This is a genomic window from Marinitoga aeolica (assembly GCF_029910535.1).
Classification (GTDB): Bacteria; Thermotogota; Thermotogae; order Petrotogales; family Petrotogaceae; genus Marinitoga; species Marinitoga aeolica.
In genome coordinates, this window is sequence record NZ_CP069362.1 from 1,520,094 (window position 1) to 1,539,396 (window position 19,303).

General features: G+C 27.4%; 23 protein-coding genes and 1 tRNA gene. 13 read left to right on the plus strand and 11 right to left on the minus strand.

The genetic code is table 11. The annotated features are described in order from the left end of the window. Positions 1-17 precede the first annotated feature (17 nt). Together JRV97_RS07075 and JRV97_RS07080 are read left to right on the plus strand one after the other, a co-directional pair. Positions 18-662, plus strand: coding sequence for a hypothetical protein (locus JRV97_RS07075; RefSeq protein WP_280997527.1), 645 nt, complete (start codon positions 18-20; stop codon positions 660-662). After that, a complete protein-coding gene (locus JRV97_RS07080) occupies positions 662-1,222 on the plus strand; it encodes a hypothetical protein (RefSeq protein ID WP_280997529.1) in 561 nt (186 codons plus the stop codon). Before JRV97_RS07075 ends, JRV97_RS07080 begins: the two co-directional genes overlap by 1 nt. Before the next feature lie 438 nt (positions 1,223-1,660). On the opposite strand, the gene JRV97_RS07085 is transcribed toward JRV97_RS07080, so the two are convergent. Continuing rightward, positions 1,661-2,908, minus strand: coding sequence for an IS256 family transposase (locus tag JRV97_RS07085; RefSeq protein WP_280997532.1), 1,248 nt, complete (start codon positions 2,906-2,908; stop codon positions 1,661-1,663). 205 nt (positions 2,909-3,113) lie between these two features. Between JRV97_RS07085 and JRV97_RS07090 the strand changes: the two genes are divergently transcribed. The 9 genes from JRV97_RS07090 to JRV97_RS07130 all read left to right on the plus strand — a co-directional run bounded on the left by JRV97_RS07090 (position 3,114) and on the right by JRV97_RS07130 (position 11,577). Next, positions 3,114-3,839, plus strand: a complete 726-nt coding sequence (locus tag JRV97_RS07090) for a sensor histidine kinase (RefSeq protein WP_280997534.1) — start codon at positions 3,114-3,116, stop codon at positions 3,837-3,839. Positions 3,840-3,843: 4 nt separating this feature from the next. Continuing rightward, a complete protein-coding gene (locus JRV97_RS07095; RefSeq protein ID WP_280997536.1) occupies positions 3,844-4,572 on the plus strand; it encodes a LytR/AlgR family response regulator transcription factor in 729 nt (242 codons plus the stop codon). A gap of 13 nt (positions 4,573-4,585) precedes the next feature. Beyond that, the gene (locus JRV97_RS07100) at positions 4,586-5,338 is read left to right on the plus strand and encodes an ABC transporter ATP-binding protein (RefSeq protein WP_280997538.1); all 753 of its coding nucleotides are present in this window, start codon (positions 4,586-4,588) and stop codon (positions 5,336-5,338) included. Between the two features lie 10 nt (positions 5,339-5,348). Further along, the gene (locus tag JRV97_RS07105; RefSeq protein ID WP_280997540.1) at positions 5,349-6,953 is read left to right on the plus strand and encodes a hypothetical protein; all 1,605 of its coding nucleotides are present in this window, start codon (positions 5,349-5,351) and stop codon (positions 6,951-6,953) included. 152 nt (positions 6,954-7,105) lie between these two features. Then, positions 7,106-7,648, plus strand: coding sequence for an NUDIX domain-containing protein (locus JRV97_RS07110; protein ID WP_280997542.1), 543 nt, complete (start codon positions 7,106-7,108; stop codon positions 7,646-7,648). Between the two features lie 48 nt (positions 7,649-7,696). Continuing rightward, entirely contained in the window at positions 7,697-8,629 is a 933-nt protein-coding gene (locus JRV97_RS07115) for an AAA family ATPase (protein WP_280997544.1), read from the plus strand. Between the two features lie 8 nt (positions 8,630-8,637). Then, entirely contained in the window at positions 8,638-9,882 is a 1,245-nt protein-coding gene (locus JRV97_RS07120) for a DUF58 domain-containing protein (protein WP_280997546.1), read from the plus strand. A gap of 15 nt (positions 9,883-9,897) precedes the next feature. Then, positions 9,898-11,265, plus strand: a complete 1,368-nt coding sequence (locus JRV97_RS07125) for a hypothetical protein (protein ID WP_280997548.1) — start codon at positions 9,898-9,900, stop codon at positions 11,263-11,265. A gap of 174 nt (positions 11,266-11,439) precedes the next feature. After that, positions 11,440-11,577 (plus strand): hypothetical protein, encoded by a 138-nt coding sequence (locus JRV97_RS07130; RefSeq protein WP_280997550.1) that lies wholly within the window; start codon positions 11,440-11,442, stop codon positions 11,575-11,577. Positions 11,578-11,587: 10 nt separating this feature from the next. Here the strand turns inward: JRV97_RS07130 and JRV97_RS07135 are convergent, their stop codons facing one another. The 3 genes from JRV97_RS07135 to JRV97_RS07145 are packed head-to-tail and all read right to left on the minus strand — an operon-like array spanning position 11,588 to position 12,603. Beyond that, on the minus strand, positions 11,588-11,908 hold the full coding sequence (locus JRV97_RS07135) for a DUF190 domain-containing protein (protein WP_280997552.1): 321 nt from the start codon (positions 11,906-11,908) through the stop codon (positions 11,588-11,590). Beyond that, on the minus strand, positions 11,905-12,282 hold the full coding sequence (gene crcB, locus JRV97_RS07140; RefSeq protein ID WP_280997554.1) for a fluoride efflux transporter CrcB: 378 nt from the start codon (positions 12,280-12,282) through the stop codon (positions 11,905-11,907). The genes JRV97_RS07135 and crcB overlap by 4 nt, the downstream gene beginning before the upstream one ends. Before the next feature lie 48 nt (positions 12,283-12,330). Beyond that, entirely contained in the window at positions 12,331-12,603 is a 273-nt protein-coding gene (locus JRV97_RS07145) for an HU family DNA-binding protein (protein WP_129408800.1), read from the minus strand. 231 nt (positions 12,604-12,834) lie between these two features. Here JRV97_RS07145 and JRV97_RS07150 point away from each other — a divergent pair. Then, positions 12,835-12,911: transfer RNA gene (locus tag JRV97_RS07150), tRNA-Asp, on the plus strand. Between the two features lie 168 nt (positions 12,912-13,079). On the opposite strand, the gene JRV97_RS07155 is transcribed toward JRV97_RS07150, so the two are convergent. The 4 genes from JRV97_RS07155 to secG form a co-directional block, all read right to left on the minus strand. After that, positions 13,080-14,642, minus strand: a complete 1,563-nt coding sequence (locus tag JRV97_RS07155) for a hypothetical protein (protein ID WP_280997557.1) — start codon at positions 14,640-14,642, stop codon at positions 13,080-13,082. A gap of 113 nt (positions 14,643-14,755) precedes the next feature. Beyond that, the gene (locus JRV97_RS07160) at positions 14,756-15,760 is read right to left on the minus strand and encodes an S-layer homology domain-containing protein (RefSeq protein ID WP_280997559.1); all 1,005 of its coding nucleotides are present in this window, start codon (positions 15,758-15,760) and stop codon (positions 14,756-14,758) included. Between the two features lie 84 nt (positions 15,761-15,844). Continuing rightward, entirely contained in the window at positions 15,845-17,035 is a 1,191-nt protein-coding gene (gene tyrS / locus JRV97_RS07165) for a tyrosine--tRNA ligase (protein ID WP_280997561.1), read from the minus strand. Between the two features lie 7 nt (positions 17,036-17,042). Next, positions 17,043-17,282 carry a preprotein translocase subunit SecG gene (gene secG, locus JRV97_RS07170; RefSeq protein ID WP_280997563.1) on the minus strand — a complete coding sequence of 80 codons (240 nt, stop codon included), beginning with the start codon at positions 17,280-17,282 and terminating at the stop codon, positions 17,043-17,045. 196 nt (positions 17,283-17,478) lie between these two features. On the opposite strand from secG, the gene JRV97_RS07175 reads away from it, so the two are divergent. Continuing rightward, positions 17,479-17,691 (plus strand): FmdB family zinc ribbon protein, encoded by a 213-nt coding sequence (locus JRV97_RS07175; protein WP_280997565.1) that lies wholly within the window; start codon positions 17,479-17,481, stop codon positions 17,689-17,691. Positions 17,692-17,733: 42 nt separating this feature from the next. Here the strand turns inward: JRV97_RS07175 and JRV97_RS07180 are convergent, their stop codons facing one another. The 3 genes from JRV97_RS07180 to JRV97_RS07190 form a co-directional block, all read right to left on the minus strand. Continuing rightward, on the minus strand, positions 17,734-18,087 hold the full coding sequence (locus tag JRV97_RS07180; RefSeq protein WP_407081577.1) for a S1 RNA-binding domain-containing protein: 354 nt from the start codon (positions 18,085-18,087) through the stop codon (positions 17,734-17,736). 69 nt (positions 18,088-18,156) lie between these two features. Continuing rightward, complete coding sequence (rpmE, locus tag JRV97_RS07185; RefSeq protein WP_047265630.1) at positions 18,157-18,372, minus strand: 50S ribosomal protein L31; 216 nt, start codon at positions 18,370-18,372, stop codon at positions 18,157-18,159. 105 nt (positions 18,373-18,477) lie between these two features. After that, positions 18,478-19,245 (minus strand): metallophosphoesterase, encoded by a 768-nt coding sequence (locus JRV97_RS07190; protein WP_280997570.1) that lies wholly within the window; start codon positions 19,243-19,245, stop codon positions 18,478-18,480. Between the last annotated feature and the right edge of the window lie 58 nt (positions 19,246-19,303).

Consider the following 19,303-nt stretch of genomic DNA (forward strand, 5'->3'; position numbering starts at 1 on the left):
TTAAGGGAGGTATTGGTATGAAAAAGGTAATTTTAATGATTGTTTTGGTTTTATCGATAACGATGTTTTCGATTAATTTTGGTGGAGGAGGATATTTATTCAACTACATACCTAAAGATCAGGTTTCTCAGATTAACCCTTTAAAAAAATATATAAATTTTGATGAGATTATATTACATGGTGGAGGTGGAATGGGAATTATGCCAAATGGCTCATATATGGGGGGAGAAGGTTATAGTGGAGAAGTAATAAATGGCGATTATAAACTGGTGGTCTCTCAAGGATATTTTACGTTTGGAAAACATATAAATATATTCAAAGTACTTGGCCTTAATATTGGAATGGGAATTGGTGGCGGAGAAACAATTATTAGTAAAAAGGTAGAAGGGTCCAGAAGCAGTAAAAAAATAGATGATTTTGTTAATAATGTAGATTCAGTTCCTTATGTGATACAATTAAAAAGAGATGAATTATCAGTTTCGCCTAAAGCAAGTCTTTATTTTAATATTATGGATTTTGTTAGTCTTTTTGTAGAGGGACGATTTACCTATAATTATTCACCTGAGAATTGGAAAATAGAAGGAGAATATACTGTAACTGATAATATACCAAATTACGATTATTATTACTCATTTGGGGCAGGTATTATGTGGGGGTTCTAATGAGAAAATGGATTATAGTTATTGTTTTATTAATTTTATCAATAAGAATATTTCCGGATAATGTTAATATATTGAATGCATACCTAAAGAATTTTGATTCTTTCACTAAAAAAGAGTTGGATAATATTTTAAAGAATTTCAATAATGCTAAAAATATGGATAATTTGTTGAAAATAGTTCATGGCAGTATATTGGTGAAAAAATCCATCTATGAGTGGTTTTTCCCATTAAAATATTATTATATTTATGCAGGTATGTTGGAAATGAAAGAGGTTGTTAAAAGCGATTTTGACAACCTCCTTTACCGTTATATACGTGGAAAAACAGCATATGAAATTATTAATTATGATTTTTCTAAGGAAATATTTATAAATGATTTTGAATATATATATATTAGGGCTAATGAAAAATTTAAAGAAAAGTATGATTTTGGCGAGATATTATATAAACTCTCAGAAATATATAAGCATAATAATCCAAAAAAAAGTAAAAAATTACTGGAAGAGTTAAAGGAATATAAAGGATCTTATTATTATAGGATGATTTACGATGAAGAATAAGAATTTATATAAAATATTATTAGAAAATCAAATAGGTGCCTTATTCGTGGTATTTCTAATATATATATTTTCTCCATATTTTAATTTATGGTATGGTATTTTAATTGCAGAAATTTTTTCAAATTCCATAGGTATAATTTATTATATTCTTCGGTAGCATGTAAAATTTTGTGTAAATGCCTCTTCTTGGATGGTAATAAATTAATTAAATTGGATTATTATTCTTAAATTATTTTCATATGAATTATCGTCTATATTGTAATATGCTTTAGTAGTAATTTTCAGAAGTTTTTGATGTGATTTTTGGGAATAAACACTCTTTTGCAATTTTAACTGCAAGATTTAACATTATTAAATTGAGAATATATTTTTAGTGTTAGTTTTTAGCATTTAGTTTTATGTATTATTGATTATTTCAGGTTTTTGAATTTAGTTGTATTAAGAATTATAGACGTATTTTGTTATTCTTTCTTTAAAAAAGATGGATAGTTCGTTTAGGACTTTACTCCAGTTTCTATATCGAGCTGTCCATCTTTTTGTTGCATCTATTGTTGCTAAATATAATATTTTTAATAATGCATCATCATTTGGAAATGAAGTTTTATTTTTAGTCACTTTTCTATATTGTCTATTCAATGATTCTATTACATTTGTTGTGTACATTATTTTTCTTACATCATCACCATAATCAAAATATGGCGATATTGTTTCCCAGTGTTTTTCCCAACTTTCTAATGCTAATTTGTATTTTGTCCATTTATTTTCTTTTAAATCCTGTAGATTTGAATAAGCTATATCTTTATTCGGTGCTTTATATACTTTTTTTAAATCATTTACAAGTTCCTTTCTATCTTTGTAATTAACATATTTTAATGTATTTCTTATTTGATGTATTATACATCTTTGTACTACAGTATCAGGAAATGCAGCTTTAATTGCTTGTGGAAATCCAGTTAATCCATCTACTGAAGCTATTAATATATCCTTAACTCCTCTATTTTTTAAATCATTCAATACTCTTAACCAAAATTTTGATGATTCAATTTCCCCTATGTATATACCAAGGACTTCTTTAAATCCATCAATATTTACTCCTATTACAACATATGCAGTCTTTTTAATTATTTCACCATCATCTTTTACTTTAAATACTATTCCATCCATGAAAACAAAAGTATATATCTCTTCTAATGGTCTGCTTTGCCACTCTCTAATTTCGGGTAATATCTTATTAGTTATTTTACTTATCATTTCAGCTGATAATTCTACTCCATATATATCTTCTACATTCTTAGCTATATCTTTCGTACTTAATCCTAAACCATACATTCCTATTATTCTACCTTCAATATCTGAAATATCTCTTTTATATTTTGGTATTATTTTCGGTTCATATTCCCCTTTTCTATCTCTGGGTATTTTTAATTCCATCTCACCCATACTTGATCTTACCTTTTTTGAGCTGTATCCATTTCTAGAATTATCTGTTTCTTTATTTTCTTTATCGTATTTCTCATACCCTAACTCATCTTCTAATTCAGCTTCTAACATTTCTTGTATTATTGGTCCCATCAATTCTTTAATCTTATCATATACATCTTTCATTGTATTTACTTCAGGATCCCTTGCTATTAACTTTGCTAACTTTTCAATGTTACTTTCTTCTTTTTTCTTTCTCTTTGCCATTTTAAAAACCCCCTTCTTGGTTTTATTTTACCATACCAAGAAGAGGGTTCTATTTTTTATTTACACAAAATTTTTTATGGTCTCTATTCTTCAAAAATTTTTAAATTTATTTGTGAGAATAGAAATAAAATTTTTAAATAAAATAATTAACATTTTGATTTTGATTTTTAGTTTTTTTTCTGGTATAGTTATCTCAGAGTATATAATGTCAAATCTCCTTGCTTTTAATATTTTTCCATCTTATAAATATTTATTTTTAATAACCATTATTATTCTTTTATTTTTAATATTTTTAATTATTATAATATATAAAAAGTTAAATGAAGAAATAAGAAAAAATGAACGACTGAAAAATGAAAAATTAAAAGCAGAATTGGTATCATTAAGATCAAAATTAAATCCTCACTTTTTATTTAATACATTAAATACCCTACTGGAAATTGGGCAGGAAAATTCTGAACAAATGGAAAAAATTATAATAAATCTTTCAGATATATATAGAAAAATATTATATTCTTCAGATAAAGATTTAGTATTTTTGGAAGAAGAAGTAAATCTAATAAAAGAATATCTTGAGATAGAAAAAATAAGATTGGGAAATAGACTAGAGTGCGAATTTAGCATAGATAATAATTTAAATAAATTTCAAATACCCCCTTTAATATTGGAGCCTATTGTCGAAAATGCTATAATTCATGGAATCTCAAAGAAAAAAGAAGGCGGAAAAATAAGTGTTTCTGCTTTTAAAAAATCAAATGCAATAATATTTGAAATTATAGATAACGGAATAGGAAAAATTGAAGATATAAATTTAGGTTTTGGGCTTATAAGTATAAAGAATAGGTTGACACTAACATATGATAATGCGAAAATTGAGTTTGAACAAAATAATCCGTCAGGAATAAAGGTAATAATAAAAATCGGGGGATGAAATTATGTTAATAAAAAGTATTATTATTGAAGATGAAGAACATTCCTTAAATAGATTAAAAAAACTTCTAACTAATTTTGATTATATTAAATTAGTTGGAGAAGCAAGATCAGGTAAAGAAGCTATTGACTTAATAGAAAAAAACAAACCAGATTTAATATTTCTTGATATTAATTTGCCAGAAAAAGATGGATTTGACGTATTAAAGGAACTTTCTTATGAACCATTAGTGATTTTTGTCACCGCTTATCAGGAATATGCGATAAAAGCATTTGAAGAGAATGCTGTTGATTATTTATTAAAACCATTTGATTTAAAAAGATTAAAAATGTCTATTGAAAGAGTAATAGAAAGAAAACAAGTAATAAATAAATCTTTATTAGAAAAAATTAGTCATAGTAATTATTTAAGAAAATTTTCAGTAAAAGATAGGAATATAATTTTAATTATCTCAGAAGAAGAAATATATTATTTTAAGGCAGAAGATAAATATGTTTTTTTATGCACTAAAAGTGAAGAATATTATTATGATGAAACATTAAAAAAATTAGAAGAAGTTCTTGATCCGGAAAAATTTATTAGAATTCATAAGAGTTATATAGTTTCTATTGAGCATATAAAAAGGTTTAAAAAGTATTTTACACGTGATTATATTTTAGAATTAGATAATGGTGTAGAACTGAAAATAGGTAGAAGCTATATACATCATATAAAAGAAAAATTTAAATTCTAACGGGGGTGTTTTTGTGATTAAAGCTAAAAATTTAGTAAGAAAGTTTGGTGACTTTGTAGCAGTAAATAATGTAAATCTTGATATTAAAAAAGGAGAAATATATGGATTTTTAGGCCCAAACGGCGCTGGTAAAACAACAACTATAAGAATGCTTACAGGGACATTAAAACCCACATCAGGAGAAATAGAAATATTAGGGTTAAATATGAAAACTGATGAAATAAAAATAAAAGCGAACATAGGAGTAGTCCCCGATGAACCAAAGATGTATGAAAATCTAAAAGGTTCAGAATTTATTGAGTTTATTATGAACATATATGAGGTAGATAAAAAAGAAGCAAAAAATCGCCTTGATGAAATTTGTGAGGCATTTGAAATAGATTATCTTGATTCATTTATAGGTGATTATTCGCATGGTATGAAACAAAAATTAATGGTTGCATCTGTTTTAATGAGAAAGCCGAAAGTTATATTTTTGGATGAGCCAACCGTTGGTCTTGACGCAAAATCAGCAAAAATATTAAAAATGTTATTAGAAAAGTATTCAAAAGAAGGTGCTACAATATTTTTAACTACTCATATACTGGAAATTGCTGAAAAAATGTGTGATAGAATAGGTATTATTTCGGGAGGTAAATTAATAGCAGAAGGTACATTAGAAGAATTAAAATCATTATCAAAAACGGATGAAAAACAATCACTTGAAGATTTATTCCTTGAGTTAACGGGTGCCGGGGAATTAGATGATATTATAAAAGAGCTTTAGGGGTGATTTAATGAAAAGCAAAATATGGCTAATATTAAAATATTCTTATCAAAACAAAGTAAGACCTAAAAAACGAAAAGATGGAACATACAAAAAATCTAATCCTTTTAGTGCGTTAGCAGCATATTTGATTCCTGCAGTGGTTTTTGGAATATCGATTACTCCATTTATGTATTTAATGTTTAAGGACTTAAATATACCATTATCACAATTAGGAATAGATTTACCATGGACAATTTTGGATATAGTGTTTTCAATGTGGTTCTTAATTATGGGGTTTATGTTCTTTCTTAATTATTCACCAGCTATTGTTGCCAATTTATATGAGAGTGATATGACTAAAATATTATTAGCGATGCCGTTAAAACGTTCCGATATATATTTATCTAGTGCTGTAGATAGTTTGATAATGGCAGGATTACCTCTTGGAATGATGATACCTATTTTCTTCGTATATGGAATAATAGCTAAAACAAATATGTTATTAGCAACAATTTCAGGAATAGGTTATATATTATTTTTATTGTTAATATCCAATCTTGGAGGAGTATTATTTTCAAAATTTCTAACTAAAACTTCTGCTAAAAGAATGACAATGATAATGTATTTTATAAGTATATTTATATATGTAGGAATAACAAATATAATCCCAAGAATAATGGAAAATAATTCTATAAATCAAATAACAGAGTCATTAACTAAATTGTCTACATTGTTATTAAATTATGCATGGCCGCATACATGGATAATTTTAATAATGAAAGGTAATATTATAGCATTAACCATACTCCTGGTAACGATAATTATACTTGGTTATATTGTATATAATATCTCCAATTCTTTAGAATTAAGTGTTTCCAGAAAAAAAGGTAAAAAGAAAAATAACGAAATTAATTTCAAAACAACAAAATTCCCAACAATTAAAAAAGATTTTAAATTATTGTTTAGAGATTCTCAAACGTTTTTCCTTATACTATATCCCATATTTTTACCGCTTATTTTTATATTTACAAATTCAGATGCAAATATTATGAGTTTAGTTTTTATAATGATAGCTACAATATATTCTGCAATGTTAGCGATATATTCAATAGCTTATGAAGGGAAAATATGGCCAATGCCAAAATTATTACCTATTACAATGGGAAATATGATATTTTCAAAGATTATTGTTCCGATTTTAATTTTTTCAGCTGAATATATAGGTATTTCATTTTTAGCCTTTTTTTTAGGAAAAGCAACGTGGGTAATCTTTGTAACTATAATTCCTGTAATTATTTTAATTGTATATGCTTCAATATTAGGAGTTAGCATATATTTAAAGAACCCTAAAAGAGATTTATCACAAAAAAACATAATAAAAGGAAAAGAAGTGATGTCGCTCGAAGGGATAGTTATGGGATTTAGCTTTGGTATATTTCTTCCGGGAAATTTATATATGCTTTCAATAAATAACGTTCAAATGAAAAATAAGTTTATTGATTTTCTTTTTGATTCATCTATTTTATATCATTTAGTTGGCGGAGTTTTACCAATATCTTTATTAGTTTTAGCTATATATTTGACTATTAAAGAAATAAATAAAGTAAAAGAAAGAATGTTGAAATGGGAGTGAAACAGTATTCTAAGCAATTTTTAAGGATATTAGGATATAATCTTATTACAACCCCTTAAAATAAATAATAAACAGGCAAATTTAGCTCCCGTAAGGGAGCGTTTTTTTATGATATAATTTAAATGTAAAATTTTTTTGAAAGAAGGGAAGAAATGAAAAAAATAAGAGAAAAGGTATTATATGAAGGAGAATGGTTTAAATTTAAAGAAACAATATGTATTAATAGTAGCGGAAAAGAAATAAGATGGGAGAATTTTGAAAGAAAAAGTAAAATAAAAAAAGCAGTTATAATTATACCAAAATTAATCCCATCAAATAGATATGTATTAATAAAACAATATAGAGCAGCTATAAATGATTACGTAATAGCATTTCCTGCAGGAATTTGTGATAATAATAATACTGAAGAAAATGTGCTAAGAGAATTAAAAGAAGAAACAGGATATAATGGAAAGGTTAAGAGATGTAGTCCGTCATTATATGCTTTTCCAGCAGTTATTGATAGTACTGTAAAAATATGTGAGGTTGAAATTGATGAAAGTTTAGGAGAAAATAAAAATCCAGTGCAAAATTTAGAGCCAGAAGAAGATATTGAAGTTATGTTAAAAACAAAAGAAGAAATAATTAATATGTTTGATAATTGTAAATATAAAATTAGTGCGGCATTATGGTATGCATTTGGAGTTAATTTATAAAATCTATAATTTAATAAAATAAATTACAATAATAGGAAGGGGTGTATTATGGTTACAGCGGAATTGTCTAAGAAGATTGTAGATAATGTGGGGATGGTTATTAAGGGGAAAGAAGAACAAATAAAAATGGTTTTAGCAGTTTTTTATTCCAATGGACATGTTTTACTTGAAGATGTTCCAGGAACTGGTAAAACAATGCTAGCACGTGCTTTAGCAAAATCATTTGATTTAAGCTTTAAAAGGGTTCAATTTACCCCAGATTTATTACCAAATGACTTAATAGGGTTATATATATTCGATAAAAATAAAAATGAATTTATATTGAAAAAAGGTCCAATATTCACCAATATATTATTGGGAGATGAAATAAATAGAGCTACTCCAAGAACACAATCTGCATTATTGGAATCATTAGCTGAAAACCAGGTATCTATTGATGGAATAACACATAAATTAGAGAATAATTTTTTTGTTATTGCAACGCAGAATCCTATAGAATACGAAGGAACATTTCCGCTACCAGAAGCACAATTGGATAGATTTATGATAAGACTTAGCCTTGGATATCCGGATCTTGAAAATGAGATCAATATGTTAATATCACAGGAAAAAGAACATCCAATAGATAAAATAAAAAGTGTTTCTAATAATGAAGAAATAAGAAAAATAAAAACTGAAATAAAAAATGTACATGTTTCTGAAGAAATAAAAAAATATATAGTAGATATAATAAATCGAACAAGAAACCACAAAGATATAAAAGTAGGAGCCAGTCCAAGGGGTTCAATTGCATTAATGCAACTATCAAGAAGTATTGCTGCTATTGAAGGACGAGATTTTGTTATTCCAGATGATGTAAAAAAAATAGCGCCATATGTTTTAGCGCATAGAATAATTTTGAAAGCAGAAGCGAAAATAAAAAAAGTGTCTACATATAAATTAATAGATGAGATTCTTGATGAAGTTAAAGTAATAAAGTAGATGATAGTATGAAATACAAAATTAAGAATCTGGTATTAATGACAATAATATCAATATTATTTAATATATTTTATTTTAGCAATTATACAATATTGTTATTAGCTCTTGTTGGTTTTGGGTGGTTTGAATTTTTTCAAAAGAAAAAAATATTTGAAAATTTAGAAATAAATTATGATTTAGAATATGAAAAATGTTTTATTGAAGAAGAGGTGGAATATAGATTATATATAGAAAACAAATCAGATGAAGAAATTCTTATTACAGTTTCACCATCTAATTTATTAAGCAGATTAAGACCGCCTTTTCAAAAAATCAAATTATCGGCTAATGAAAAAAAGAAATTAGTATTTATTACCTCTTTTGGAACTCGTGGAATAAAAGAAATAGGATATATAAGTGTTAATTATAATACTCCATTGGGATTTGAATTTTGGAAAACAAAAAAGGTGGAAAAAACTATAGAAGTATTGCCAGAATTTATTTATTCTGAATTTAACAAAGAAAGTTTAAAAAAATTATTACCGGGTCAAAAATCTAATATAAGGATATTAGAAGATGTAACATATGTAGAAAATATTGATGAATATAATAATGAACCTATGAACAGAATAAACTGGAAAATATCAGCGAAATATGATAAGTTAATGGTAAAAAAATATTCTCATACATCTACAGGTAAAATATATATGTTTTTAGATTTAAATTTACCAGATGGAATCCCTAAAAATAATCTATTTTGGAAAAGTGAGAGAAAAATATATGAAGAATATGCTTTAAAAGCAGCAGCAAGTATTATCAGATATCAAAAAATAAAACATGAAGATGTAAATCTGGTATTAATAGGAAAAGAAGTAAAAAGATATTCTTCAAAAGAATGGCTTGATTATTTTGATTTGTTGTCTGGTGCAAAAGGCACAAATGATCCAGAGTATAGATTAGATGAAATAATAAAAAAAGATATACCTTATTTTACTTATGAAGATACGGTTATAATAATATCTATTCATTTAACAGATGAGATAATTCCAGACTTAATAAGATTAAGAGCAAAAGTTTCAAAGGTTATAGTATTAATAATGCCATATGGGTTCAGAATTGAAACTGAAGGGAAATTAGATATAAAAGAGCATGATATGTTTAGAGTTGAAGCAATAGATCTTGAAAAAAAAGCCATATTATTAGAAGAAAACCATATAATAGTAAGATTAGTATCTCCAAATAGTTCCTTGACAGAAGTATTTGAAACAATATAAATGGAGGGGGTTTCATTGAAAAAACAAAGGGAATTATATTTATTATCGTTATTTTTAACCTTTGTACCTTTTAATTTACATTCTGGGATAGTAATTTTTTTACTGGGGATTTTATTTTCCTTTTTGTTTATAAGAATAAGAAAATTTGGAATGCCATATTATATAGCCTTTTTATCGTTAATAGGTATATATGCATTAGTATTTTTTCTTTTAAATGCGACAGGTTCAAAAAATTTATTTTATAGTTTTAATTTAATTGCTATTGTGGTATTGTCCTATTTTTTACCACTTAATTCAAGAGATATAATAAAATTTACATTTATATTTTTAATATCTATTATATTATTAAGAGGTCTGATAAATCCAATATTTCCACTTATAGCATTTATTATTTCGCTTATTGAGTTATTTAAGGATCAAAAGAATAAAAAATTAATCATTACTATTTTTTCAATATTTATAATTTTTAGTGTATGGAACTTTAATACATATTATAATCCATTTAAAGAGTTTCATTTATCATCTGATACCCAGTTATTGAATGAAAAGAAGATAGAAAACAAAAAAGTAACTAATCAAAATAAAACGTTAGAAAAAATTCCAAAAGAAATAGAAAAAAATAAAAGTAAATTTATAGGAAATATTACAGTAAAAGAAAAAAAGATGATTAAAAAAAATAACAATATTGTTGATACTATAGTTTTAATAAATATTATTATAGGAGGAATAATAGGTATTATTACAGCTGTAATCACATGGAGATTACTTACAAAAAAAGAAAAGAAAAAAATAATAATATCACTTGTAGTTTTCTTTTCTGCATGGGCGTTAATGGCAACAGGTGTTGCATATATGAATAGAGGAAGACCGCCTATGGTTGATAAAGGTACAATATCTATAAATGATAATATTTCAAATAAATCAATAGATGCTTTATCCTCAGATAAAATATTAGAAACTTTTAGAGAAATAGCAAATTCACCAAGAACAGCTTATATTAAATTATATCAAGAAATAAAATGGATCTTTTTTATAGTATCAAGTTTATTTGGAGTTACTGTTATAATATTCATCAGAAAGTTTTTTGCTAATCAAGAGAAAGATAAAGAAGAAGTAGAAAAATTTTCTATCGAGAAATTTGAACATGAAGATATTCCATATTTAATAGAAGAAGGTTATAAATATATAAGAAAAAGATTTTTCAAGATATTTTCTCATTTAACGCCATATGAATTATTAAAAGAAATAGATTATCCAAAGGAATTTGAACTTTTAACTAATTTATTTGTTTTAAAGGAATATGGGGAAAAAGACTATAAACATACTAAGGAGGAAATAAAAGCCATAATAAATAAATGTATAGAGTTCTTTAAAAATAATTAAGAACCAAGAAATATATTAAGCTAGAATTAAAAAGACATTTCCCTCCCGCTTTGATATTATTAAAGTTAATGAAAGAGAAAAAATAAATGTTAAATAACATAATAGTTCGGATACCGAATTGTATAAATTAAAAGTTATAATATAAATGAAATCATTATAAGGGGAGGGAGAAAAATGAAAATAATAAGAAATTTTTTAAACAAGAAGTTAGGATATATGGAAAGTAAAGTTTCAGAAAATGAGATTGATAACTTAGTAGAGAATTTTAAAGAAGAAGCGTTAGAAATATATATGAGTAATAATATAATATAAGAAGCCCAAATTAAAGGGCTTCTTTTTCTATTCTAACAGTGCTTACATCCCAATAAACAGCAAGACCATCAAAATTACATTTTTTAATTTCTTCTATTAACTTTCTAATTTTCTCCTTTTCATCAATAACTTCTATTATAATAGGTAAATCTTCACTTAAAGTAAAAAAATCAGCTCTATGAACATGATGTTTTTCTCCAAAACCCATAACACCTTTTAATACAGTAACTCCTTTTAGCCCATGATCATAACATAATTTTACTATATGTTTATATGCGGGTTCGTGCCCGCAGTGATCGCTTTCACCTAAATAAATTCTTAAAAAATTCATGATCCCATCCTCCCCAACGAATATCCTAAAAATGCGAATAAAAGCCCTAAAATAATACTTAATGATAAATACAATAAAGAATATAAAGTAAAAGATTCTTCACTTAAAACGATAGTTTCATACATAAAAGTGGAAAAAGTGGTGAAAGAGCCAATAAAACCAGTTGCAAAAAATAACATGAAGCTTTTTGGAAACTCTAGTTTATATATACTTAAAGACATTAAAAAGCTTAAAACAAAAGCGCCTAAAATATTTACAAATAAGGTTCCATATGGCATATTACCAAGAGAAAGAAATGAGTTTATATATTTTGATACTAAATATCTTGAAATAGCGCCTAAAAAGCCTCCAAGACCTATATATATCAAAGTCATAACAAAACCTCCATTAAATTTAAACGGAGCCATTTGGCTCCGTTTAAATTATTTTACTCTGGCTTTTAATTCTTTACCAGCTTTGAATTTAGGTACTTTTCCACCAGGGATTTCAATAGCTTCTTTTGTTTGTGGGTTAACACCTTTTCTTGGTTTTCTTTCTACAACTTCAAATGTTCCAAAACCAACGATTTTAACGCTCTCGCCTTTACCTAAAGTTTCAGAAACAACTTCAACAAAAGAATCAACAAATAAAGCAGCTTCTTTTTTTGTAACATTAACTTTTTCAGCTAATGCACTAACGAGTTCCTTTTTGTTCATACATGCACCCCCTATATATTGATATAAACGCATTTCAAAGGAATTTTACCACATTTTTTGCTTAAAATCAAGCAGTAATGTAAATTTTAGAGATTTTTACTATGTAAAAATTCTTAATTCATGTTCAATTCTTTTGTTTTTTAAAATAATACTAAAAAACACGTCACTATTTAGAAACCACATAGGACTGGAAATGTAATATTTCTTTTGGTACAATATATTCGGTCGGTTGGGGACGTGGTGCAGTTGGTTAGCATGCCGGTCTGTCACACCGGTGGCCGCGGGTTCGAGTCCCGTCGTCCCCGCCAGAAAGAAACTCCTGGATAATTTTCCGGGAGTTTTTTTATTAGTGTTTTGATTGTGCAATAAAATAAGAAAAAATAATATGATCGAATATTATTTTGATTATTTTATGCTTTTTGTCTACAATATAAAAACCCCGGCTTTTTGCCGGGATTTTTTATTTGTAATATTTATTAGAAGTTCATTGAACCTTTTACATATGCGTTCCAATAGAAAGCTTTTCCACCGAATGTAGCATTGCTTAAGTGTAATCCAGCTGTAATAACATCATTTGGTGTGTAAGTTACATCTGCTGAATATAAGAAATCAGCTGGTTCATTAAATGTTTCATCGAAGTAGTTTCCATCGCTATTAGTATCACCACTGAAATTCTTTAATGATAGATCTACAGCGACTTTATCCATAGGTTTAACGGATACTGAAGCCATATAACCTAAATTATTTGTAGCATCTTTTGTAGCTGCATGTAATTTATACCATGTATCAAATGATACTGAAACCATGTCTGCTTCATAACCAGCATTTGCGTGAATATCTACAGCATATTCATCAGAAACTTTATCTAATGCAACTGAGCCTAAAGTAACATCATAGCCTGCTGAAACAGCATCCAATGTTGTAGAACCTGAAACTTTTGCTGATAATTCTAATGGAGATGCGATTTCACTTCCATCTGCTTTAGAAACTTTTACACTTTCGATATTAAATAAATCGTGAATTTTATTTGAATATTCAACTGCATATGTATATGTCATATCACCAGCTAATGGTAATGTAACTGTATCAGTTAATGTTAAGCTTCCAGCTATTCCAAAATCTGATGCTAAATCAGCACCAAATGTAACATCTGACGCATCTGAAACAGGTTTAATAAATTCTGGTAATGTAGCTGATACAGCATAATCAAATGTCATATGAGGTGTTACAGTGAAAATACCTGATTCGAAATCTTTTGAATAGCTTGTAGATAATAAGTATGCTGATGAACCATCATAAGAACCAAAGAATAAATCAGCTGTTAAACCAGCAATAGCATCTTTACCTGTTGTTTCAGCGGAAACTGCAAATCCTGTTTTTGTTGCAGGACCAGCAACTGCTAATCTTGTTGAATCAGCTGACCAAAATGCAGCTGTAACATTTGCGTCAATCATAGAAACAGATAATGATTTTTTAGCTGCTAATAAATCGCCATTTAACATTGTTGGGTTGTCTACGGATGTAGCATCAGCATTAACATCATAGCCAGATGTTAAGTCAACATATAATACTTCTGCATCTAAATTTTTTAAAGTAACTAATGCATATCTGTCACCTACTGCAGGTAACTGTGCATTTCCGTCAGAATCATAAGTGTTGTATAAAATATATGTTGAATAATCTAACATGCCACCGTTATTAAATAAAGCTTTTATCATGCTATCTTCGTATGTAATGCTATCTAAAGAAATGTTTAATGCGGTAGCACCAGGTGTTCCTAAATCTCCACTCAAAGCAACAGTTAGCATTCCTTCTGTTTTACCATTTACTGCAGCTGAGTATTTCCAATCAAATGTTGTTGTAACTGCTAAATCTTTTGTGAAGTTTAAATCCAAACCATTTTCATCAAAACCTACTTCAAAACCAACGCTACCTTCAAAAACTGGGTTAGTAACTGATAATGTTGCTGGCACTTCTGTAGCTGCAAACGCAGATACCAATAAAGCCAATGCCATGACTAAAGCAAAAATCTTCTTCATTCAAACAACCTCCTTAAATATAATTTAATTTGATATAAACTGTAATTATTCTATCATATTCGTAAATAAAAGTCAAGAGTTTTTAACGTTAAATTAATTAATCAAATGATAGATTATTTTACTACAAAAGGAATAACCATTGCTACTCCTGCTAATGCAATTCCCATAATTGCTAACATGTTAGCCTTGTTTACTTTTTCTTCATTAGCTGCAACTTTTCCTTCAACATTTGTTACTCTATCAGATAAGTCATTAGCTAAATATTGAACTTTTAACAAATCGCCAGGAACATTGGATAATTGTGAAGATAAATTATCTAACTGATCTTGAAGGTCTAACATATCTTCTGAAACCATATCAGCATTATTATAAGCTTTATATGCAACTTTTTTAAGAGTAGCAAGTTCATCATTTGCTTTTTTTAAATCTTTTGATAAATTATCAACAGCAGCTGCATCAGCTTTCTTAGCAATTAATGCTTTTATTTCGTTATGTTCTTTAGCATTTTGGCCAGCAACATAATCTAAATCAGATTTTACTGTATCTAACTCTTCCCACAAACCATCAATATTTTCGATATTAACAGAAACATCATCTTTTAATTTTGGTAATGAATTTAATTTATCAGATAAGTCTAATACAGTATATTTTAGTTCCAAATAATTTCTTGAGCTATTAGCTTTTAAAGTGCTTAAATCATTTTCTAATGCATTAACCTTTTTTGTTAAGCTGATTAATACATTTTGATTAGCTGTTACTGCAGATTCAACAGCGCCCAATTTTACACTTAAAGCTTTATTATCTTCCATAGCTTTTGATTCTACGGAAGCTAATTTTTGTTCAAACATTTTCATAACTGTTTCTACTCTTTTTATATCTTCTGCTTTTGCTAATACAGGATCATTTTCAACATAAGTTAATGTGTCTGATAATAATACAGCAATTTCTGCTTTTGTCAAAACAACGTCAGGATTAAAATTATCTTCCATTGGAAGAATACCCCTATTTGCTAAATCCATAATGTACTCATATGCCCAATGATCTTCAGGAACATCTTTAAATGCAAAAGATAATACTCCAAAAAGAACTAATGCCAATACTAAAAGTGTTTTACGCATACGCTCTACCCCCTCTTTTAAATTTTGAATTTTTGGTTATTAAAACGCACTAATTATATTATACTATAAAATGCTAAAATTCTGTCAATAAGTATTTAGTTTAAAAAATCGCCTTTTCCCAATTCTTAAGACTTCATCGCCTTTAATTTCTAATAATTGGAAAGGATCATTGATTTTAATATCATTTATTTTTACAGCACCTTGATTTATAAGTCTTTTTGCTTCACTTCTACTTGAAACGGATTGTGTTTTCATAACTAAATCGATTGCACTAATATTTTTTTCAACATTAATTTCTTTCATCTCATCTGGAATATTTTTTTTCTGAAAGACTTTTATAAATTCATTTTGAGCATATTCCGCCTTTTCTTCACCGTGAAAGAATTTTACAATTTCATGAGCAAGAATCATTTTGATATCTCTTGGATTAATGGAATTATTTTTCATTTTTTCTTCATATTCATTTATTGTATCTTCTGATATATTTGTAGCTAATCGCATATATTTTATTATTAGTGTATCAGGTATAGACATAACCTTACCGTACATGTCAAATGGTTCATCTTCAAAAGCAATATAATTATCATATGATTTACTCATTTTCAAATGTCCATCAGTGCCTTCAATAATAGGCATGGTTAAGACTATCTGTGGTTGCTGTCCATAAGCCTCTTGTATTTTTCTTCCTACAAGAAGGTTGAACAGTTGATCGGTTCCTCCTATTTCAATATCAGCTTCAACCATAACGGAATCATAAGCTTGAGCCAAAGGATACATGAATTCAGAAACACTTATAGGTTCATTATTTGCTAAACGTTTTGCAAAATCATCTCTTTCAAGCATTCTTGCAACAGTATAGTTAGATGATAACTTTATAACATCATAAAAGGTAAGTTTATCCAACCATTCGCTATTAAAACGGATTTCAGTTTTTTCTGGATCTAAAATTTTAAATGCCTGTTTTTTATATGATTCAGCATTTTGTTCAACTTCTTCTTTTGTAAGCATTGGCCTGGTTTTTGAACGACCAGAGGGGTCACCAATTCTTGCAGTAAAATCTCCAATGATTAAAACTACCTGGTGACCTAAATCTTGAAATTCTCTTAATTTTTTCAATACAACAGCATGACCTAAATGTAAATCAGGTCTTGAAGGGTCAACTCCCAATTTAACTCTTAAACTTTTTTTGGATTTTAAACGCTCTTTTAAATCTTCTTCTGATATTAAATCAATTGTATTCCTTTTTATGACATTAAATTGCTTTTCAAAATCCACTATTTAATCACCTCGCAAGGAGCGCTGCTGTTACAAAACATGAAATCATGAATAAAACTCCGGTCCATAATGCCATTTTTGCTGCTGGATCAAACCCTTTTTCTCTACCAAACATTGTATGTGCAGCACCAGAACCGAAAGCACCACCTAATTCTGCGTTTTTTTGCATTCTTTGTAAAGCAAAATAAATTAAAGCAATAGATAACACTACATGAACTATAACGGCTAATATTGTTAAAATTGACACTTCATCTGCCTCCTTTTCCCTTTTTCTGCATACATCTCAAAAAATATTATACACTAAAACTTTTGATAATTCAAGTAAAAAATGAATTTATTGAAAAAGTCATGATATTGTTTTTATGAAATTAAATTATGTGAAATAGATTTTAAATATAATATTGTTAAAATTCATTAGAAATATATGGATGGGAGGTGTATTGATGCCTATATACAGATATATTTGTGAAAAATGTGGACATGAATTTACAGTAATGCATGGGATGAGTGAAACTCCTGAAGTTTTTTGTGAAAAATGTGGAAGTCCAGCAAGAAAAGGAATAGGAAGAATAGGTATTTCTTTTAAAGGAAGTGGCTTTTATATAAATGATTCAAAGAGTTCTGGTAAAACAGTATCATCAAGTGAAAAAAAATAAGGCGGTTTTAACCGCCTTATATCCCCCACAAATTATTAGATATTATCTCTTCCCCTTGCCACCTCTTTTCTTATCGAGTCTTTTTGAATACTCGGATAGCTTTCTGTCGCTGTCTCTTAAGAATCTTGTGAGCTTTTTTTCAAACTCATCATCTTTTTTTTCTTCCTGGACATCTTCAGTTTTCAAGGAGAGTTCTACTTTTCCGTCTTTTGTTTTTCCAATGATTTTTCCTTCGAGTTCTTGACCAACTTTTAAAAAGTCAGAAATGTTTTTTACATAGTCATTTGAAATCTTTGAAATGTGAATAAAACCCTCTTCACCAGATTCTAGTGTAACAAATGCTCCGAATTTTTTAATGTCTTTCACCGTTACTTTCACAGTTTCGCCAAATGCCATACTTTTAGCCACAAATACTACCTCCATAAAATAATTTATATATAACAATATGGGAGGTTATCCTCCCACTTATGAGTTGAGAAATTTTGCGTATTTGTTCTTGAATTTTTGAACTCTACCTTCTGTATCGATAATTTGAGAACTTGTTTCACCCAAATAGAATGGATGACATTTTGAACAAACATCAACACGGAAATTGTCTTCTGTGCTGTAAAGTTGGTGTTCAGCACCGCATGCGCACTTTACAGTGATAAGTTTCATTTCTGGGTGTATTCCTTTTTTCATGTTATTCACCTCTATATTATAATATTTTTGTCTGACAAATTATAACATATTCTCTTTTCTTAGTCAAGAAAGAATTTATATTTTAATAAACAATTATATTAAAATTTAATTATTAGAAATGGTAATAACCAAAATTTCAGGAGACGAAAAAAGACGAATATTAAACCATGCACCGAGTCCGCGGTTTATATACATCAATTTATTATTACTAAATTTTTTTTCTCCACGCAAATAAAATGCATATTTTTTTAAAAATAATTTGGTTATAAAAGGAATATAAACCTGACCACCATGAGTATGTCCTGCTAGAATAAGGTTTGCTTGATCAAAAGCTTCTTTGTTATAAAATATTGTATCAGGGATATGTTCCATTACTATTGTATAACTTGCGCTTGTTGTATCAGTATAAGATAATTTTTTATAAATTGGTAATCCAATGAGTTTTAATGTGAAATTACCATAATATAAACTTATAGAATTATCGTTTATTAAGTGTATATTGTTAGTATTGTATACATCATTTACCATGTTTAAATTGTAATAGTCCCAATTTCCATAAACTGCGTATACTGGAGCAATTTCACTTAATTTTTTAAAAAACTTATTTAAACTGTTTTTATCAGTATTTTTTATAATAGAATCTCCTGTATAAAGGATTAAATCGGGTTTTTCTTTTTTTATTTCATTTAATATTTTTTCATGAAAAAAAATATATTTATATATATGTAAATCAGTAATATCAATGATTTTTATTGGTGTTTTAATATCTTTCTTAATGTTTAAATAGCTTTTTTTTATCGAAAAAGGTTCGATAAAAAAAGCATAAATAGCAATTAAAAAAATTATAAATATAGTTCTTGTAAAAAATTTCATATAATCACCTTTCTAAACAGATGTTTAAATTTTTTAAAATAATTATGAATATTTAATT

What these genes read in the sequence shown, in the direction of transcription:
- JRV97_RS07175 (WP_280997565.1), top strand. Translation starts at nt 17,479, where the DNA reads ATGCCTATATACAGATATATTTGTGAAAAATGTGGACATGAATTTACA.
- rpmE (WP_047265630.1), bottom strand. Translation starts at nt 18,372, where the DNA reads ATGAAAAAAGGAATACACCCAGAAATGAAACTTATCACTGTAAAGTGC.
- JRV97_RS07080 (WP_280997529.1), top strand. Translation starts at nt 662, where the DNA reads ATGAGAAAATGGATTATAGTTATTGTTTTATTAATTTTATCAATAAGA.
- JRV97_RS07160 (WP_280997559.1), bottom strand. Translation starts at nt 15,760, where the DNA reads ATGCGTAAAACACTTTTAGTATTGGCATTAGTTCTTTTTGGAGTATTA.
- JRV97_RS07135 (WP_280997552.1), bottom strand. Translation starts at nt 11,908, where the DNA reads ATGAATTTTTTAAGAATTTATTTAGGTGAAAGCGATCACTGCGGGCAC.
- crcB (WP_280997554.1), bottom strand. Translation starts at nt 12,282, where the DNA reads ATGACTTTGATATATATAGGTCTTGGAGGCTTTTTAGGCGCTATTTCA.
- JRV97_RS07115 (WP_280997544.1), top strand. Translation starts at nt 7,697, where the DNA reads ATGGTTACAGCGGAATTGTCTAAGAAGATTGTAGATAATGTGGGGATG.
- JRV97_RS07155 (WP_280997557.1), bottom strand. Translation starts at nt 14,642, where the DNA reads ATGAAGAAGATTTTTGCTTTAGTCATGGCATTGGCTTTATTGGTATCT.
- JRV97_RS07085 (WP_280997532.1), bottom strand. Translation starts at nt 2,908, where the DNA reads ATGGCAAAGAGAAAGAAAAAAGAAGAAAGTAACATTGAAAAGTTAGCA.
- JRV97_RS07180 (WP_407081577.1), bottom strand. Translation starts at nt 18,087, where the DNA reads ATGGCATTTGGCGAAACTGTGAAAGTAACGGTGAAAGACATTAAAAAA.
- JRV97_RS07075 (WP_280997527.1), top strand. Translation starts at nt 18, where the DNA reads ATGAAAAAGGTAATTTTAATGATTGTTTTGGTTTTATCGATAACGATG.
- JRV97_RS07090 (WP_280997534.1), top strand. Translation starts at nt 3,114, where the DNA reads ATGTCAAATCTCCTTGCTTTTAATATTTTTCCATCTTATAAATATTTA.
- JRV97_RS07190 (WP_280997570.1), bottom strand. Translation starts at nt 19,245, where the DNA reads ATGAAATTTTTTACAAGAACTATATTTATAATTTTTTTAATTGCTATT.
- JRV97_RS07095 (WP_280997536.1), top strand. Translation starts at nt 3,844, where the DNA reads ATGTTAATAAAAAGTATTATTATTGAAGATGAAGAACATTCCTTAAAT.
- JRV97_RS07110 (WP_280997542.1), top strand. Translation starts at nt 7,106, where the DNA reads ATGAAAAAAATAAGAGAAAAGGTATTATATGAAGGAGAATGGTTTAAA.
- JRV97_RS07145 (WP_129408800.1), bottom strand. Translation starts at nt 12,603, where the DNA reads ATGAACAAAAAGGAACTCGTTAGTGCATTAGCTGAAAAAGTTAATGTT.
- JRV97_RS07130 (WP_280997550.1), top strand. Translation starts at nt 11,440, where the DNA reads ATGAAAATAATAAGAAATTTTTTAAACAAGAAGTTAGGATATATGGAA.
- JRV97_RS07105 (WP_280997540.1), top strand. Translation starts at nt 5,349, where the DNA reads ATGAAAAGCAAAATATGGCTAATATTAAAATATTCTTATCAAAACAAA.
- JRV97_RS07120 (WP_280997546.1), top strand. Translation starts at nt 8,638, where the DNA reads ATGAAATACAAAATTAAGAATCTGGTATTAATGACAATAATATCAATA.